15 protein-coding genes are annotated in these 16,811 nt (G+C 34.0%); 3 read left to right on the forward strand and 12 right to left on the reverse strand.

Translation table 11 applies throughout. The features are described from left to right. Nucleotides 1-3: 3 nt before the first annotated feature. The 12 genes from rpoN to ITJ86_RS08315 form a co-directional block, all read right to left on the reverse strand. Nucleotides 4-1,470, reverse strand: a complete 1,467-nt coding sequence (rpoN, locus tag ITJ86_RS08260; protein ID WP_195871162.1) for an RNA polymerase factor sigma-54 — start codon at nt 1,468-1,470, stop codon at nt 4-6. A gap of 128 nt (nt 1,471-1,598) precedes the next feature. Beyond that, on the reverse strand, nt 1,599-3,032 hold the full coding sequence (gene asnS, locus ITJ86_RS08265) for an asparagine--tRNA ligase (RefSeq protein WP_195871163.1): 1,434 nt from the start codon (nt 3,030-3,032) through the stop codon (nt 1,599-1,601). Between the two features lie 34 nt (nt 3,033-3,066). Continuing rightward, the gene (locus ITJ86_RS08270) at nt 3,067-5,475 is read right to left on the reverse strand and encodes an efflux RND transporter permease subunit (protein ID WP_195871164.1); all 2,409 of its coding nucleotides are present in this window, start codon (nt 5,473-5,475) and stop codon (nt 3,067-3,069) included. A 168-nt stretch (nt 5,476-5,643) separates the two neighbouring features. Next, nucleotides 5,644-6,924, reverse strand: a complete 1,281-nt coding sequence (locus ITJ86_RS08275; protein WP_195871165.1) for a DUF5686 family protein — start codon at nt 6,922-6,924, stop codon at nt 5,644-5,646. A 129-nt stretch (nt 6,925-7,053) separates the two neighbouring features. Beyond that, nucleotides 7,054-7,608: a ribosome recycling factor gene (frr, locus tag ITJ86_RS08280; RefSeq protein ID WP_195871166.1), complete on the reverse strand. Its 555-nt coding sequence runs from the start codon at nt 7,606-7,608 to the stop codon at nt 7,054-7,056. 45 nt (nt 7,609-7,653) lie between these two features. Next, nucleotides 7,654-8,361 (reverse strand): UMP kinase, encoded by a 708-nt coding sequence (gene pyrH / locus ITJ86_RS08285; protein ID WP_195871167.1) that lies wholly within the window; start codon nt 8,359-8,361, stop codon nt 7,654-7,656. A gap of 256 nt (nt 8,362-8,617) precedes the next feature. Beyond that, nucleotides 8,618-9,592 (reverse strand): translation elongation factor Ts, encoded by a 975-nt coding sequence (tsf, locus tag ITJ86_RS08290; protein WP_195871168.1) that lies wholly within the window; start codon nt 9,590-9,592, stop codon nt 8,618-8,620. 83 nt (nt 9,593-9,675) lie between these two features. Continuing rightward, nucleotides 9,676-10,503, reverse strand: coding sequence for a 30S ribosomal protein S2 (gene rpsB / locus ITJ86_RS08295; protein WP_195871169.1), 828 nt, complete (start codon nt 10,501-10,503; stop codon nt 9,676-9,678). Between the two features lie 303 nt (nt 10,504-10,806). Then, complete coding sequence (gene rpsI / locus ITJ86_RS08300; RefSeq protein ID WP_195871170.1) at nt 10,807-11,193, reverse strand: 30S ribosomal protein S9; 387 nt, start codon at nt 11,191-11,193, stop codon at nt 10,807-10,809. Beyond that, on the reverse strand, nt 11,193-11,648 hold the full coding sequence (rplM, locus tag ITJ86_RS08305; protein ID WP_195871171.1) for a 50S ribosomal protein L13: 456 nt from the start codon (nt 11,646-11,648) through the stop codon (nt 11,193-11,195). Before rplM ends, rpsI begins: the two co-directional genes overlap by 1 nt. 159 nt (nt 11,649-11,807) lie before the next feature. Beyond that, nucleotides 11,808-12,779 carry an L-threonylcarbamoyladenylate synthase gene (locus ITJ86_RS08310; protein WP_195871172.1) on the reverse strand — a complete coding sequence of 324 codons (972 nt, stop codon included), beginning with the start codon at nt 12,777-12,779 and terminating at the stop codon, nt 11,808-11,810. A 45-nt stretch (nt 12,780-12,824) separates the two neighbouring features. Further along, the gene (locus tag ITJ86_RS08315) at nt 12,825-12,974 is read right to left on the reverse strand and encodes a hypothetical protein (RefSeq protein WP_195871173.1); all 150 of its coding nucleotides are present in this window, start codon (nt 12,972-12,974) and stop codon (nt 12,825-12,827) included. A gap of 170 nt (nt 12,975-13,144) precedes the next feature. Between ITJ86_RS08315 and ITJ86_RS08320 the strand changes: the two genes are divergently transcribed. The 3 genes from ITJ86_RS08320 (at nt 13,145) to ITJ86_RS08330 (ending at nt 16,727) form a co-directional block, all read left to right on the forward strand. Then, nucleotides 13,145-14,776, forward strand: a complete 1,632-nt coding sequence (locus ITJ86_RS08320) for an ABC-F family ATP-binding cassette domain-containing protein (protein ID WP_195871174.1) — start codon at nt 13,145-13,147, stop codon at nt 14,774-14,776. A gap of 448 nt (nt 14,777-15,224) precedes the next feature. After that, a complete protein-coding gene (locus ITJ86_RS08325; protein WP_195871175.1) occupies nt 15,225-16,151 on the forward strand; it encodes a T9SS type A sorting domain-containing protein in 927 nt (308 codons plus the stop codon). A 351-nt stretch (nt 16,152-16,502) separates the two neighbouring features. Continuing rightward, entirely contained in the window at nt 16,503-16,727 is a 225-nt protein-coding gene (locus tag ITJ86_RS08330; RefSeq protein ID WP_195871176.1) for a hypothetical protein, read from the forward strand. The last annotated feature ends 84 nt before the right edge of the window (nt 16,728-16,811 follow it).

Raw genomic sequence — 16,811 nt, forward strand, 5'->3', positions numbered from 1 at the left:
TTCCTAAAGTTCTTTTCTTAAACGTGCCACAGGAATATCTAATTGCTCTCTGTATTTTGCTACGGTTCGTCTAGCAATTGGATAGCCTTTTTCTTTTAAGATTTTAGAAAGTGCTTCGTCAGTTAAAGGTTTCTTTTTACTTTCTTCGTCTATAACTGTTTCTAGAATTTTTTTAATTTCTCGTGTAGAGACTTCTTCACCTTGATCGTTGGTCATAGATTCTGAGAAGAATTCTTTAATCAATTTGGTGCCATAAGGTGTATCTACATATTTACTATTAGCAACACGAGATATTGTTGAAACATCCATTTCTATTTCGTCTGCAATATCCTTTAAAATCATGGGACGCAAATTGCGCTCATCACCCGTTAAGAAATATTCTTTTTGATAATGCATAATAGAACTCATGGTTACAAATAACGTCTGTTGACGTTGCCTAACGGCTTCAATAAACCATTTTGCAGCATCTAACTTTTGTTTAATGAACATGACAGCATCCTTTTGAGATTTAGACTTTTCCTTAGTCTCTTTATACCCTTTAAGCATGTTGTTATATTCTCGGGACACGTGTAGTTCTGGTGCATTTCTACCGTTTAATGTCAACTCTAATTCGCCATCTACAATTTTTATCGCAAAATCTGGAACAATATGCTCTACAATTTTATTATTACCAGCATACGATCCACCTGGTTTCGGATTTAAACGTTCGACTTCTTCAATGGCATCTTTTAATTGTTCTTCGTCAATATTGAACTTTTGCATTAATTTTTTATAATGCTTTTTAGTAAATTGTTCAAAGGCTTTATCTATAATGTGTGTTGCCAACTCTACATCTGGATGCTGTTCTTTTCGATGCAACTGAATACTTAAACACTCTTGAAGATTTCGAGCACCAACTCCTGCAGGATCTAATTGATGTACAATACCTAAGACCTTTTCAACGTCCTCTTCTGTAGTGTATACATTCTGAGTGAAGGCTAAGTCGTCAGTAATATCAGCTAATGAGCGACGTATATAACCGCTTTCATCTACACTTCCGACTAAGAAATAAGCAATTTCTTCTTCTTGGTCAGATAAACGAAACGTGTTTAATTGATTGATTAAATGTTGAGTAAACGATGTTCCTGCAGCATATGGTACAGTTTTTTCTTCGTCATCTGCGCTGTAATTGCTGGCTCGAGTACGATAATCTGGGATTTCATCGTCACTTAGATACTCGTCAATATTAATTTCTTCAGTGTCTATGGTTTCATTGTCGTCATACTCTGTTTCTGAATTATCAAATTCATCAAAATTGTCCTCAGAAGCTTCCGATTCTTTTCCTGTATCTAAGGCAGGGTTTTCCTCTAACTCTTGCTTTAAACGTTGTTCAAACGCTTGTGTAGGTAGCTGAATCAACTTCATAAGCTGAATCTGCTGTGGAGACAACTTTTGTGAAAGTTTAAACTGTAAAAACTGTTTTAAGGACATAAAATTTCTGTTGACTATAAATGTAATAAAACTATTTGATTTCTACCTATTTGTCACACTGAGCGTAACCGAAGTGTCAATTAAATGAGTTTTTAAGGACTTAGACTGCGCTCAGCCAAACATTTATTTTAAAACTCTGCATTCTGAGGTGTTCTAGGATAAGGAATTACATCTCTAATATTTCCCATACCTGTAGCAAACATAACTAATCGCTCAAAGCCTAATCCAAAACCAGAGTGTACAGCGGTTCCGTATTTACGTAGGTCTAAATACCACCATAATTCTTCTTCAGGTATATCTAAGGCTTTCATCTTTTCTTTTAAAACCTCTAAACGTTCTTCACGTTGCGATCCTCCGACCATTTCACCAATGCCTGGGAACAAAATATCCATGGCTCTTACGGTTTTACCATCGTCATTTAAACGCATGTAAAACGCTTTAATGTCTGCAGGATAATCGAATAAAATTACAGGACATTTAAAGTGCTTTTCTACTAAGAAACGTTCGTGTTCAGATTGTAGGTCTGCTCCCCATTCTGTAATAATATAATTGAATTTTTTCTTTTTGTTAGGCTTAGAATTTTTTAGAATATCAATAGCTTCAGTATAGCTAACACGCTTAAAGTTATTATCGACTACGAACTTAATTTTTTCAATTAAATTCATAGGGCTTCGCTCTGCTTGCGGTAATTTCTTTTCGGCGTCTTGTAAACGTTTGTCTAAAAATTCTAAATCCTCTTTATTATGTTCTAAGACATAGCCTAGAACAGATTTCATAAAATCTTCAGCCAAATCCATATTACCTGCCAAATCCATGAATGCAACTTCTGGTTCAATCATCCAGAACTCTGCAAGGTGACGTGTTGTATTAGAGTTTTCGGCCCTAAAAGTTGGTCCAAAAGTATACACTTTCCCTAAAGACATGGCGTAAGTTTCAGCTTCGAGTTGTCCAGAAACGGTTAAATTAGTTTCCTTCCCGAAGAAGTCTTCTTTATAATTTACAGATCCATCTTCATTTAATGGTGGGTTTTTTGCATCTAAATTTGAAACTTTAAACATCTCACCAGCTCCTTCTGCATCACTACCTGTTATAATAGGTGTGTGCATGTAGTTGAAACCGTTTTCATTAAAATATTTATGAACCGCAAAAGATAAAGACGAGCGTAAACGCATTACAGCGCTAAACGTATTTGTTCTGGTGCGTAAATGTGCGTTTTCTCTCAAGAATTCAAATGAGTGCTTTTTAGGTTGAATAGGGTAGGTTTCAGGATCAGAATCCCCTAAAACCTCTAAAGTTTTTACAACTATTTCTACAGATTGCCCCTTGCCTTGGCTTTCAACTAATTCTCCTGTAACGTGTAATGCTGCTCCTGTGGTGACACGCTTTAAAAGTGCTTCGTCAAAATTTTCAAAATCGACAACACATTGAATATTATTAATGGTAGAACCGTCATTTAAAGCGATAAATCGATTAGCTCTAAACGTTCTTACCCAACCTTTAATTGAAACATCTTGTAAGGTGACATCTTGTGATAATAATTGTGCTACAGTTTTTGAATTCATTTTATAAATAATTTTTGAATGCTAAAATATGTTTTTAATCTTTTTGTTCTTTATGGTCGTCATCAGTATCCTCTGATGCAATAATATTAATAGAAGGTTCTCTTAACACTTCTTTATTAGCAATATTTCGTTCTAAAGATAATAATAGTGAAGGTAATAACAGCAAGTTAGATAGCATTGCAAATAGTAAGGTTATAGAAACCAAAGCTCCTAACGCTACTGTTCCACCAAAACTTGAAATGGTAAATACCGAGAATCCGAAGAATAATACAATAGAGGTATAAATCATACTCACTCCAGTTTCTCTAAGTGCACCATAGACGGATTTTCTTATTTTCCAGTTGTTGGCTTGTAGCTCTTGTCTGTATTTTGCCAAAAAGTGAATGGTATCGTCTACAGAAATACCAAAGGCAATACTAAATACCAAAATGGTTGAAGGTTTTATAGGTACACCAACATAACCCATTATACCAGCAGTTACTAAAAGTGGTAATAGATTTGGAATTAACGATACAATTATCATTCTAAATGAACGGAACAAATACGCCATAAATAACGCAATAAGTATAATGGCAAGCGTTAATGAAATGGCTAAATTTTTAACCAGATATTTGGTTCCTTTTTGAAACACTAAAGCTTTTCCTGTAATAATAACGTCATAGCGCTCTTTCGGAAATAGCTTGTTTATTTCATCTTGAAGATCTTCTTGAATACGCTCCATTTTATTAGTACCAACATCTTTCATAAATGTTGTGATACGTGCATATTGCCCGGTGCTATCCACAAAATTGCTAAGCATATCTACATTAGAAGATGAGTTTTTAGCATAAGACAAGATGAAACTATTTTCTTGACTTGTTGGTAGTTGGTAGTATTTCGGATTTCCGTTGTAATAGGCTTGCTTGCTATATTTTACCAAACTGACTACTGAAATTGGTCGCGATAATTCCGGAATGTCGTAAATTAATTCTTCAAGCTCATCCATACGTTTTAAAGTCGCTAATTTCATAACGCCTTTTTTACGTTTGGTATCTATCATAATTTCTAATGGCATAATACCATTAAATTCAGATTCAAAAAACCGAATATCTTTAAAAAATTCTGTGTCTTGAGGCATATCTTCAATGAGACTACCAGAAATTTTAATCTGATGAATACCAATAATACTTGCTATAAGTAAGATGAGTGTTGTAATATAAATAGTGATTTTTTTGTTCTTCACCATGGATTCCATCCAACCTACAAAAGCACCAATCCATTGTTTGTTTAAATGTTCGAGGTGGCGTTTTTTAGGATAAGGTAAGAACGTGTACATTATAGGAATAATGAGTAAACACAATATAAAAATTGCCAGAATACTCAAGGATGCTACAATACCAAATTCTTTGAGTAAGGTGCTTTCTGTGAGCATAAATGTAGCAAAACCAGATGCTGTGGTTACATTGGTCATTAAAGTTGCATTACCCACTTTGGTAATGACACGTTGTAAGGATTTTACTTTGTTTCCATGCGATTTTACTTCGTGCTGAAACTTATTGATTAAGAAAATACAATTCGGTATTCCGATGACAATTATGAGGGGTGGAATTAATGCGGTAAGCACAGTGATTTCATAACCGAGTAAGCCTAAAATCCCAAAGGTCCACATCACTCCAATACACACTACAATAAGTGAAATAAAAGTTGCTCTAAAAGATCTAAAGAAGAAGAAGAAAATTAATGACGTTACAAATAGTGCTCCTCCAATAAAAATAGGGATTTCATCTATAATACTTTGTGAGTTTAACGTTCGGATATAAGGCATTCCAGAAACCCGTACATCGAGTCCTGTTTTTGCTTCATAGTCATCAATTTTTACTTGTAAGTGGTCTAAAATAAATGCTTTTCTTGCAGGTGTATTTATAATATCTTTCTTTAAATAGAGAGCGGTTCTAATGGTTTTAGTTTCCGCATTAAATAAAAAGTTATCATAAAAAGGGTACTGCTCAAAAAGTTCTTTTTGTAGTTGACTAAGCTCTGCACTACTCGTAATAGAATCGGTGATGAATGGCTCTAAATCAAATTTTACTTTTTCAGTGTTTTTAACTAACTTCTGAAGGTCTTTTATGGACAATACGGCATCAACTTCGTCATAACCTTTAAATGAATCGGCTAACGCATTCCAATCATTCAGTTGTTTAACTGAAAACAATGTAGAATCCTTTACACCCAATACAACAAGGTTACCTTCTTCACCAAAAATTTCTAAAAATTGGTTGTAAATAAGGTTGACTTCGTGATCGTCTGGTAATAAGTTTGCTTCGGTAGACGAAAAACGCATGTGTTTCCATTGAGAACTGAAAAACAAGGTTGCCAAAATAATGGCAATAAGCATAAAAATTTTATTACGTAGAATTAGTCTCGCAATAGCATCCCAAAAACCTGTGGTAAAAAGTTTTAACATGTTTTAGTAACTTCCTCAGAGTAAGCTCATAAGGTATTAATTGAAATCGTTCTTTAGTTTTGAATTTATGACCTCATGAGCATTAAGCGCGTTGAGTGCCAAAAATAAGCGGTAAAGGTAGAAAAAACCTAAGGAATTGTTGGTTAATTAACAGTAATATAATTTACCTTATAGTGAAATATTAAAGGTAAACTTAAAGGCCAAGTTATCTTCAAAATTAGGTAAGTGATAACCGCCATATCTATACGCAAAACTAAGCCCAAAACCGAAGATTAACTTGTTGATTTCAAAGCCAGATTCTGAATAGAGTTTATCAAGAGTATTAAACTGAATACCTTGATGTCTGTCAGTGTTATTCATATCTCCAATCGCATAACGTGATATGAGTACCAGTTGCGGTTTAAATCGGTTGGAAATATTAAAGGGTTTGAAGGTATGCTTTACTTGTAACGTTGAAAATTTATCGCTAAAAAACTCATTAAAATACATGGTTTCGAAACTGTTTAATCCGGCTACTGAAAAACGCTGTAAAATGGTTTCTTTCCGAATGTTATTTGGGTAAGCATGATACAAATGTGTAATAGGTGTGTTTCCTCCTGCAATTCCTGCTACGAGAGCAAGTCTTGTTATAGAAGAATTCTTGTGTTCGAATTGTTGTATAGTTCTGAAATTGAGTTTTGAAAAATTAAAGTCACTTCCAAAAACAGATTTATAGGCCTTCGTATATTGAAGTGTAAATTTAGGATAGCCATCTTTAGTTTCTATGAGTTTACCATTTGTCTCAGCGAACGAACTAAAGGGACTCCATTGTAAACTAACTTTAGAAGTACTAAGGTCGTAACTACTGAAAGAGTTGTTGTTTATTAAAAAGTTATAACTATAGGTCGGATCTATTTTTGAAATCGCTAATTGAGTTTCAGAAAGTAAATGGTTAGAGAATTTATGCTGTAGTGAAATTGATTTTGTAATATGTCTATGAAATAAATCAATGTTTAATAGACGTGGTTCAAAAAAGGTAAAAAAGCGTTTGTCGGTTAAAAATTTTGAACTTCCAGTTTCTTGTAAATCATCAACATAAGTGAGGTTAATCCAGGTGTCTGAAGCTTCATTTACTCTAAAACCTCCACCAATTTTATATTTAAGCGCTTTGTCTTTAAAACCATATACCAAATAACCATCTAAGCGGTAGTGTTCAGAAAATCGATCATTTGTAATACCTCCTAATCCACTTCTAAAACCTTCGTATTGATTAAATTTAACAAGGTATTTTAAATCTAAATTAAAGTAATTAAAGGGTAGGTATCCATTGCCAATGTTTTTAATAAACGCTGCTCTCTTAATAGAGTCCTGTACTGTTTTTGTAGAATCTGTTTTGTTTACGTGTGGTTGCTGTGCATTGCTGTAAGATGCAAGCGTTATAATTAAAACGACAAACAGGTGCTTTCGCATTTAGGATGTTTAAATTGTGTTATTATAAAAAGAGACTGTCTAAAAAGTTAAATAAAATAATTTTGTCATGCTCAATATGACATTATAGATTACTTTTTAGACAGTCTTATATTTTTTTAAGTGTTGGGACTACACTGTCATTATTTCTTTTTCCTTAATGTCTAGAGTTTCATCAATCTTCTTTACATAAGCATCGGTTAGTTTTTGGATATCTAACTCGGCATTCTTTTGTAAATCTTCAGAAACATCAGAATCTTTAATGTCGTGATTGGCATCCTTACGAGCACTTCTTACACTAATTTTAGCATCTTCAGCTTCTACTTTGGCTTGTTTTGCAAGATTGCGTCGTCTTTCTTCAGTTAATGGCGGTACATTTATAATAATAAAGTCACCATTATTCATAGGGTTAAAACCAAGATTAGCCAACATAATTCCACGTTCAATTTCTTGAAGCATATTTTTTTCCCATGGCTGAACCGTTATCGTTCGCCCATCTGGAGTATTGACATTAGCAACTTGACTCAACGGTGTTTGAGAGCCATAATAATCTACCATTACACTACCTAACATCGCAGGACTAGCTTTACCTGCTCTAATATTAGTTAATTGTTTTGTTAAATGCGTCATAGCAGCATCCATGGATTCTTTTGCAGTATCGATTATAAATTTAATGTCTTCGTTCATTGTGTTAACTATTTAAGTGAGAGTTATCAAAGTTTAAGCCAAGATTTAAATATTGACTTCTGTTCCTATATTTTCTCCAGAAACTACTTTTAATAAGTTTCCTTTTTTATTCATATCAAAAACAATAATTGGCAATTCATTTTCTTGACTTAAAGTAAAAGCCGTTGTATCCATAACTTTTAGACCTTTAAGTAAAACATCTTTAAAAGAAATCTGATTAAATTTAACGGCTGAACTATCTTTTTCCGGATCGGCAGAATAAATCCCATCGACACGTGTGCCTTTTAAAATGACATCTGCTTCAATTTCTATTGCCCGTAACACAGCTGCAGAGTCTGTTGTAAAATATGGGTTTCCTGTCCCACCACCAAAAATAACAACACGACCTTTATTCAAATGACTCATTGCTTTTCGTCTAATAAACGGTTCTGCAACTTCGTTAATTTTAATCGCTGTTTGTAAACGGGTTTTAATACCTGTATCTTCTAATGCGTTTTGTAAGGCTAAACCATTTATTACTGTTGCTAACATTCCCATATGGTCGCCTTGTACACGATCCATACCATTCATAGCACCTGCAACTCCTCTAAAAATGTTACCACCACCAATGACTATAGCAACTTGGACACCTAATTCTGTAAGTTCTTTAATTTCCTTAGCGTATTCTGTAAGTCGCTCTGGATCTATACCATATTGACGGTTTCCCATTAAGGCTTCTCCAGATAGTTTTAGTAGTACTCTTTTGTATTTCATTAGTTAGTTTCTATTGCTGTTTGATGGTGTAATGTTAGTTACCAAGTCTTAATATAACTAAATTAACTTGGTTGATTTCATTGAATGATTTAATGCAGAGCAAAGCTACGTAATTATTAGCTTCTGTAAAAGTGAAAAAATTGCTAAAAAAAAAGTCATTATTCAAATGATGAATAATGACTTTTAAAGTTATATCGTTGTTTGCATTGATCCGTGTTCACTAAACATTTTAGTGAAGTTGAACTTAGCAAATTGATTATCCTACTGTAGCGCGTTTGAAACCAGTAACAGTAACATCTCCATAAGAAGCAACGTAATCAGCAACAGTTTGCTTTTCGTCTTTAATAAACTTCTGATCTAATAAACATTGTTCTTGATCTAAAGTTGTGTTATCAGAAATAAAACGCTCCATTTTACCAGGTAAAATTCTATCCCAAATTTTCTCTGGCTTACCTTCAGCTTTTAATTCTGCTTTTGCAGCTTCTTCAGCTTCAGCGATAACTTCAGGAGTTAATTGAGCCATTGAGATATAACTAGGAACATTCTTTAAGGTTTTACCTAAACGTCCTAATTCAATATTATCTTTTTCAATTACTGCGATACGAGCTTCAGTTTCTGATGCAATAAATGCAGGATCAAAATCTTTATAAGATAATGATGTTGCTCCCATAGAAGCCACTTGCATTGCTACATCTTTAACTAAGGTTTCAACATTATCAACTTTAGCAGATAAACCTACTAAAGCAGCAATTTTATTAATATGAACGTACTGACCTACGTAAGGTGCATTTAATTTTTCAAAAGCAGTGATGTCTAATTTTTCACCAATAACTCCAGTTTGCTCAATTAATTTTTCAGAAACAGTCATACCACCAAAGTCAGCTTCTAAAAATGCTTCTTTAGTGTCATGGTTTAATGCTATTTCAGCTAATTCATTAGCTAATGCTACGAAGTTTTCGTTTTTACCAACGAAATCTGTTTCACATCCTAATACAATAGCAACACCAGCAGTGTTATCTGCATTAATTTTTGCGATTGCAGCACCTTCAGAAGACTCTCTGTCAGCTCTTTTTTCTGCAACTTTTTGACCTTTTTTACGTAAAACTTCAATAGCTTTATCAAAATCACCACCAGCTTCAACTAATGCTTTTTTACAATCCATCATACCAGCACCAGTTGCTTTTCTAAGCTTGTTTACTTCTGCTGCTGTAACTTTAACAGTGTTTTCCATAGTTTTTTGAATTTAAAAAGTCATTTAATTAATTTTCAAAATGAAAAGAACCAAATGACTTTTAATATTGTATAAATGTTATTTTATTCTTCTTCTTGAGATGCTACTGGAGCTTCTTCAGCTTTTTTAGCTGGCTTTGCTTTTGCTTCAGTTTTCTCTTCTTTTTTTGCGTCCTTTTTAGTCTCTCCTTTTTGAGATTTTGCGTCTTTTTCAGCACGTTCAGCTTTTCTTTCGTTTAAACCATCTGCAATAGCAGAAGTTACGATAGATAAGATTTTGTCTATAGATTTAGAAGCATCATCATTAGAAGGAATTAAATAATCTACTTCACGTGGGTCAGAGTTTGTATCTACCATCGCAAAGATTGGGATATTTAATTTTTGAGCTTCTTTGATGGCAATATGCTCGCGCATAATATCTACAACAAATATAGCACCTGGTAAACGTGTCATATCAGAAATAGAACCTAAATTCTTTTCTAATTTTGCACGTAAACGATTCACTTGTAAACGTTCTTTTTTAGATAAAGAGTTGAATGTACCATCTTTCTTCATTCTATCAATTGCAGCCATTTTCTTAACCGCTTTTCTGATAGTTACAAAGTTAGTTAACATTCCACCTGGCCAACGCTCTGTAATAAAAGGTTGGTTTACAGCACCTGCTTTCTCAGCAACGATGTCTTTAGCTTGTTTTTTTGTTGCAACGAATAAGATTTTCTTTCCTGATGCTGCTATTTTAGCTAAAGCTTCAGAAGTTTCTTCAATTTTTGCTGCTGTTTTGTAAAGGTTGATAATATGGATACCGTTACGTTCCATATAAATGTAAGGAGCCATGTTTGGGTTCCACTTACGTGTAAGGTGACCGAAGTGTACACCTGCTTCAAGTAATTCTTTTACTTCTACTTTTTCCATGTTGTAATAGTTTACGTTCTGTTAAATTAGCAATGTTCCATTTGGCTTTTAGCGCTTTGCTATTGGCTGTTGGCTTCATTTAGATGCTAAACTGTAATCCTGAACTCGTTTCAGGACCTTTAATTTTTTACCAAATAAAATTTGGTAGTTCTCAATAATGAGATTCCGATTTTAAATCGGAATTAGTTCAACTAAGAAATTTTTAAATTATTGCTATGCAATTTTAAAAACTTGAGTTTCACTAATAAAAAATAATAATCCAGAACCTGCCGAAGCAGATTCTGAATAAAAAATTGTTGGATATTAACGTTTCGAGAATTGGAATTTCTTACGCGCTTTCTTCTGACCGAATTTCTTACGCTCTACCATTCTTGGGTCTCTCGTTAATAGACCTTCTGGCTTTAATACTAGTCTGTTTTCAGGATCTAGTTCGCACATTGCACGACTTAATCCTAAACGTATTGCTTCTGCCTGGCCGGTGATACCACCTCCATATACGTTAACAGTAATATCAAAGTTGCCATCATTGTTAGTCAAGGCTAAAGGTTGGTTTACTTTGTACTGCAATGTTGCTGTACTAAAATAATCCGCCATGTCTTTTTTGTTCACCGTGATTTTACCTTTTCCTTCGGCAACGTACACACGAGCAACAGCCGTCTTTCTACGGCCAATTTTGTGAATTACTTCCATTAGTTAATTTCGTTTAATTTCATTGCTTTTGGTTTTTGAGCTGCATGTGCATGCTCTGTACCATTAACAACAGTTAGATTTCTAAAAAGGGTTGCTCCTAATTTGTTTTTAGGTAACATTCCTTTCACTGACTTTTCTACTAATCTGCTTGGGTCTTTCTCAAACAATTCAGTAGCTGTCAGGCTTTTTTGTCCACCTGGATAACCTGTGTGACGGATGTAACTTTTTTCCGTCCATTTGTTACCAGTTAAGTTGATTTTTTCAGCATTGATAACAACAACGTTATCACCGCAATCAACGTGTGGCGTAAAATTAGGTTTGTGCTTACCTCTTAAAAGTATTGCTACTCTTGAAGCTAAGCGACCTAAAGTTTGTCCTTCAGCATCAACTAAAACCCACTCCTTATTAACGGTAGCTTTGTTAGCTGAAACTGTTTTGTAGCTTAATGTATCCACACTAATTTGATTTATAATTGTGTCTTAAATAACACAATAGATTAAACATTCCTCTTCAAAAAAGAGTTTGCAAATTTACGATAAACAATTGATTTACCAAACCTTGTTGGTAATATTTTTATACTGAAAATCAGCGGGTTTAAAAAAAGAGACGTTATGTTAGTTTTTTGTAGCTCTAGTGAGTCTGTCGTTTATAGACTTTCCTAAGCCAAAATCTGGAAATTCTTCAGCTATAATTAGATCTAAATGTTCTGTGTCTAATTGATGTAATGCATTATATAATTTTGACGCCGCTTCTTCTAATCTTCCTAACTTAGATAAAACGATTTGTGTCTTTATAGAAGCACTTTCAATTTTAGATGAAAACACTAAGACTCCAATACGTTTATTGGGATAGCGATTAATGGTTTCTAAAACGTTATCTGTTAGAACCGTTTTTGTCTTTGGAGCATAATGCCGGGCTAACATACCTGGAGCATCCGGAATGTCTGCAATCTCACTTTTTACTGAATTTTTAATGTCAATGTGTCCGACAACCGTTTCAATAGCTTCAATAGCTGTTGATCCTAATCTGTAAATAATAGGCTCGTCATTTTCAAAACCTATTATAGTAGATTCTATACCACTTGTACAGGCTCCTCCATCTAAAACCATTTTAATAGTGTCTTTAAAATAGGTGTCTACATGTTGTGCTGTGGTTGGACTAATGCTACTAAACGGATTGGCACTAGGTGCTGCTAAAGGAAACTCTAGTCGTCTTAATAATTCTAATGTAGTGGGATGATTTGGAACACGAACAGCAACCGTGTCTTTTCCTCCGGTTATTAAATCTGGAATTATCGCTTTCTTTTTTAACACTAAGGTTATAGGACCTGGCCAAAAGGCTTCAGCTAATAATTGTGCTTTTTCTGGAATGTGCTCAACAATATTAGATAGCTCATCTATTGAAGGAATATGGACAATAAGCGGATTAAAAAAGGGGCGCTTTTTCGTTTCAAAAATAGCTTTTATAGCTTTTTCGCTATAGATGTTTCCTGCTAAACCATAGACTGTTTCTGTTGGTATAGCAACAATGTCTTCTGCCGTAAGAAGTCTAATAGCTTCTGATATATCTTTTGAAATAATACTCATTATCTTTTAAATACGATTGCAAAATTACTTCAAAATCTCATACCACTAAGATTTAAGACGCTTATTTTTCTTTTCTCTATTTTGTTGGTAAAGTGCATACCCTAATACAGCCATTTCCAAACCTAATATCGCTATTTTGGCCTTTTTACTTTTGGTTATGGCGCTTGTTAGTCCTAATACTTTTGTAATAATCATAATGGTTCATTTTTAAATTTATAGTGTTTTTTTAAAATTAGTAGATAAATAATAGAGCTTTTAACGGAAATGCTTTTAGAATTAACTGATATAAGACCTTATATAATTTTCTTCTTATCTATAAATAATGACGTACCATTTAGTAGTTTTGCTGCTTCAAAATTTAGATTATGATTTCAGTAGATAATTTGGCGGTAGAATTTAGTGGTCAAACGCTTTTTAGCGATGTGTCTTTTACCATTAACGAAAATGATAAAATTGCCTTAATGGGTAAAAATGGTGCGGGAAAATCGACCATGATGAAAATTATTGCAGGTGTACAAAGTGCCACACGTGGTAATGTGAGATGCCCAAAAGATGCTGTAATCGCTTATTTGCCTCAACATTTGTTAACGGAAGATAACACCACTGTTTTTGACGAAGCTTCTAAAGCTTTTAAACATGTGTTTGCGATGCGTGACGAAATGGAGGATTTAAATAAACAATTAGAAACCAGAACGGATTACGAATCGGACGACTACATGAAAATCATTGAGCGTGTGTCTGATTTGGGTGAAAAATACTATGCTTTAGAGGATGTTAATTACGATGCCGAAGTCGAAAAAGCATTAAAAGGATTGGGTTTTAAACAAGAAGACTTTACAAGGCAAACCAACGAATTTTCTGGTGGTTACCGTATGCGTATTGAATTGGCTAAGATTTTATTGCAAAAGCCTGATTTAATTTTATTAGATGAGCCAACGAATCATATTGATATTGAATCTGTAATTTGGTTAGAGGATTTTTTATTGAATAAAGCCAACGCCGTTGTGGTTATATCTCACGATCGTGCCTTTGTAGATAATATTACAAACAGAACAATTGAAGTCACGATGGGTCGTATTTACGATTACAAAGCAAATTACACACATTATTTACAACTGCGTGAAGATCGACGCGCACATCAAATAAAAGCCTATCAAGAACAACAAAAGTTTATAGCTGATAATATGGCATTTATTGAACGCTTTAAAGGCACATATTCTAAGACTAATCAAGTGTCGTCAAGAGAACGAATGCTCGAAAAATTAGAACGCATTGAAATTGATGAAATAGATACTTCAGCATTGCGCTTGCGATTTCCTGCAACGCAGCGTTCTGGTGATTATCCCGTAACGGTAAAAGAAGTTTCAAAATCTTATGATGATCATGTGGTGTTTAAAGATGCTAACATGTCTATTGCAAGAGGTGAAAAAGTCTGTTTTGTGGGAAGAAATGGGGAAGGGAAGTCCACTATGATTAAAGCTATTTTAGGTGAAATTGATGTGGAAGGGACTTGTGCTTTAGGCCACAATGTAAAGGTGGGATATTTTGCGCAGAACCAAGCCGCACTTTTGGATGAAGACTTAACCATTTTTCAAACGGTAGATGATGTGGCTAAAGGTGATGTTAGAACTCAGATTAAAAACATTTTAGGTGGTTTTATGTTTAGAGGTGATGATGTGGATAAAAAAGTAAGCGTATTATCTGGAGGTGAAAAAACCAGATTAGCCATGGTAAAACTCTTATTAGAACCGGTTAATTTATTAATTCTCGATGAGCCGACCAATCATTTAGATTTAAAATCGAAGGATGTGCTAAAAGAAGCCCTTCAAAATTTTGATGGCACTTTAATATTAGTGTCTCACGATAGAGATTTTCTTCAAGGCTTATCTAAAAAAGTCTTTGAGTTTAAAGAAAAACGTGTGATTGAACATTTTGAAACCATTGATGATTTCTTAGCTAGAAATAGAGTAGAGAGTTTGAAGGGATTGGATCTTTAATACTGGGCCTATAGCTTATTTGTAGACGTATCACAACCCTTAAATTACCCAAGCAAGCTACTAATATATTGTTAAAAGGAATCATTAGAATTAAATTTGCGGATCTTACAAAGTGATAACTTTAGGTCATGTTTTCAGTTTTTAATATAGATTGTGACATATTCGCGGTTGATTCGGAGTACACACGGAGCACACACGGAGTATATACGGGTGAACCTTTACTTGGTAGTGCTAGATATACGACATCGTGGTTTTCTATCCGTTGTAATGATAGTGTTAATAGATATCATTGATAAGTATTAAAATTATAGCGTTATAAAAAAACCACAACTATCGTTAGGTGTCAGTAACTCAATTAACTACTGATTTCGGTGTTTTTCAAGTGTTAATTGTTTCGTATTTGTGTTGTGATTATATTAATTTTATGGCTCTAAACAATAAAAAAAATATGATAAAAAATTACGCAATTGGCCTCATGTTATTGCTTACAGGAGGCGTTTTTAGTCAGGAAACAATTTCCTTTGAAACTAGTGAATCTTATACTTTAGGAACGCTAAACAACCAAAATGGTTGGGAAGTAACAGAAGGTGGTGAAGACGGTTTTATACAAAATCAGGTAGTTTCAGATGAGGAAGCAACTGATGGAACTTACTCCTTTAAAAATTCTTATGAGCCAAGTTTTGGTGCTCAATTTGCTCCAATCTTTGGTGCTGCAAAAAACTTTGACACTCCAAAATCATTTGAGGATTTTACATTCTCTTATGATGTTATGGTTACAGAAACTGGTGGAGCTGATTTTGAAGTGACCTTATTTGGTATTGATGCTAATGATGACTTTGTTCCAATAGCTGGTATCGCTATGGAAAATAGGGGTTTGATTTATACCATTGATAATATTTATTTTGGCGCGTTTTATATTGACGATGCCGAGTGGACTCCAAACACCTGGTTAAACATTAAAATTGAAGTGACTGCAGCAGAGTTAAAGTATTATTTAAATGATGTTTTAGTGCACACACGTAGCAATTTTACGTCTGTTGCTATTTTAGGTTTTAATATGCTGCATAACAATTATGGTGGCGACGCTTATTACGATAATTTTAGCTTTGAAAGCGGCACCTTAAGTGTTGATGACTTTGAGGATGCTTCAGCGTTGCGTATTTATCCAAATCCGGTTGCTGATGAATTAAAAATTAAAGGCATTCAGAAGGAAACGATAGCACAGGTGTCTGTTTATAATTTAAATGGACAGCAATTAATGGAAAGTACTTCTGTTGATGCACTAGATGTTAGTCGTCTTGTTTCTGGAGTTTATATGTTAAACGTGGTTACCAATGATGGTAAAACACATACAGAAGAGCTTTTGAAGAAGTAGAATAAAGCAATGTCTTTATTTAGTAGCCTTGATTATTATATAATCAAGGCTTTTTTTGTTTGGTAATTTTTTAAATTACTGTGGTTTAGTGTTTTGTTGGTTATTGAGGAGAGGGTTGGGGAATTGCGTGATAAATAGGAGGAACAACTTTGAAATTATTTTTGAACAGTCATGAACACCCCTAAGGTCCCCTCAAGGGGACGTTCTAAACCAACAAAGAAAAGTGTGAAAAATTAAATTTATTTTACCAATACCCAAACGGTAAACCCTGTGAATATTCTATTTTCTTTTATCAAATGTCCCTTTGAGGGGACTTTAGGGGTGTAAATAGATAAGTGGTAAAATAGTAATATGAAAAACAAAATCATTCCATACAATCCAGACCTAAAGGAACGTGCTAGACAGTTAAGAAAAAATAGCACCTTACCTGAAGTCTTGCTCTGGCAACATATAAAACAGCGTGCTTATGATGTTGCTTTTTTGAGGTTTTCTAATGATGAAGTTAAAAAGAATATGTTTAGTGTGTTGTTGGTTATTGAGGAGAAGGTTGGGGAATTGTTAGGAAAACACCCCTAAGGTCCCCTCAAGGGGACATTCTAAACCAACAAACAAAAGTGTAAAAAATTAAATTTATTTTACCAATACCCAAACGGTAAACCC

The sequence above is a fragment of the Winogradskyella marina genome (assembly GCF_015645385.1).
GTDB classification, from domain to species: Bacteria; Bacteroidota; Bacteroidia; order Flavobacteriales; family Flavobacteriaceae; genus Winogradskyella; species Winogradskyella marina.

Excerpts from the sequence above, each read along its gene's own strand:
- rpoN (WP_195871162.1), bottom strand. The coding sequence starts at position 1,470 with ATGTCCTTAAAACAGTTTTTACAGTTTAAACTTTCACAAAAGTTGTCT.
- asnS (WP_195871163.1), bottom strand. The coding sequence starts at position 3,032 with ATGAATTCAAAAACTGTAGCACAATTATTATCACAAGATGTCACCTTA.
- ITJ86_RS08270 (WP_195871164.1), bottom strand. The coding sequence starts at position 5,475 with ATGTTAAAACTTTTTACCACAGGTTTTTGGGATGCTATTGCGAGACTA.
- ITJ86_RS08275 (WP_195871165.1), bottom strand. The coding sequence starts at position 6,924 with ATGCGAAAGCACCTGTTTGTCGTTTTAATTATAACGCTTGCATCTTAC.
- frr (WP_195871166.1), bottom strand. The coding sequence starts at position 7,608 with ATGAACGAAGACATTAAATTTATAATCGATACTGCAAAAGAATCCATG.
- pyrH (WP_195871167.1), bottom strand. The coding sequence starts at position 8,361 with ATGAAATACAAAAGAGTACTACTAAAACTATCTGGAGAAGCCTTAATG.
- tsf (WP_195871168.1), bottom strand. The coding sequence starts at position 9,592 with ATGGAAAACACTGTTAAAGTTACAGCAGCAGAAGTAAACAAGCTTAGA.
- rpsB (WP_195871169.1), bottom strand. The coding sequence starts at position 10,503 with ATGGAAAAAGTAGAAGTAAAAGAATTACTTGAAGCAGGTGTACACTTC.
- rpsI (WP_195871170.1), bottom strand. The coding sequence starts at position 11,193 with ATGGAAGTAATTCACAAAATTGGCCGTAGAAAGACGGCTGTTGCTCGT.
- ITJ86_RS08310 (WP_195871172.1), bottom strand. The coding sequence starts at position 12,779 with ATGAGTATTATTTCAAAAGATATATCAGAAGCTATTAGACTTCTTACG.
- ITJ86_RS08315 (WP_195871173.1), bottom strand. The coding sequence starts at position 12,974 with ATGATTATTACAAAAGTATTAGGACTAACAAGCGCCATAACCAAAAGT.
- ITJ86_RS08320 (WP_195871174.1), top strand. The coding sequence starts at position 13,145 with ATGATTTCAGTAGATAATTTGGCGGTAGAATTTAGTGGTCAAACGCTT.
- ITJ86_RS08325 (WP_195871175.1), top strand. The coding sequence starts at position 15,225 with ATGATAAAAAATTACGCAATTGGCCTCATGTTATTGCTTACAGGAGGC.
- ITJ86_RS08330 (WP_195871176.1), top strand. The coding sequence starts at position 16,503 with ATGAAAAACAAAATCATTCCATACAATCCAGACCTAAAGGAACGTGCT.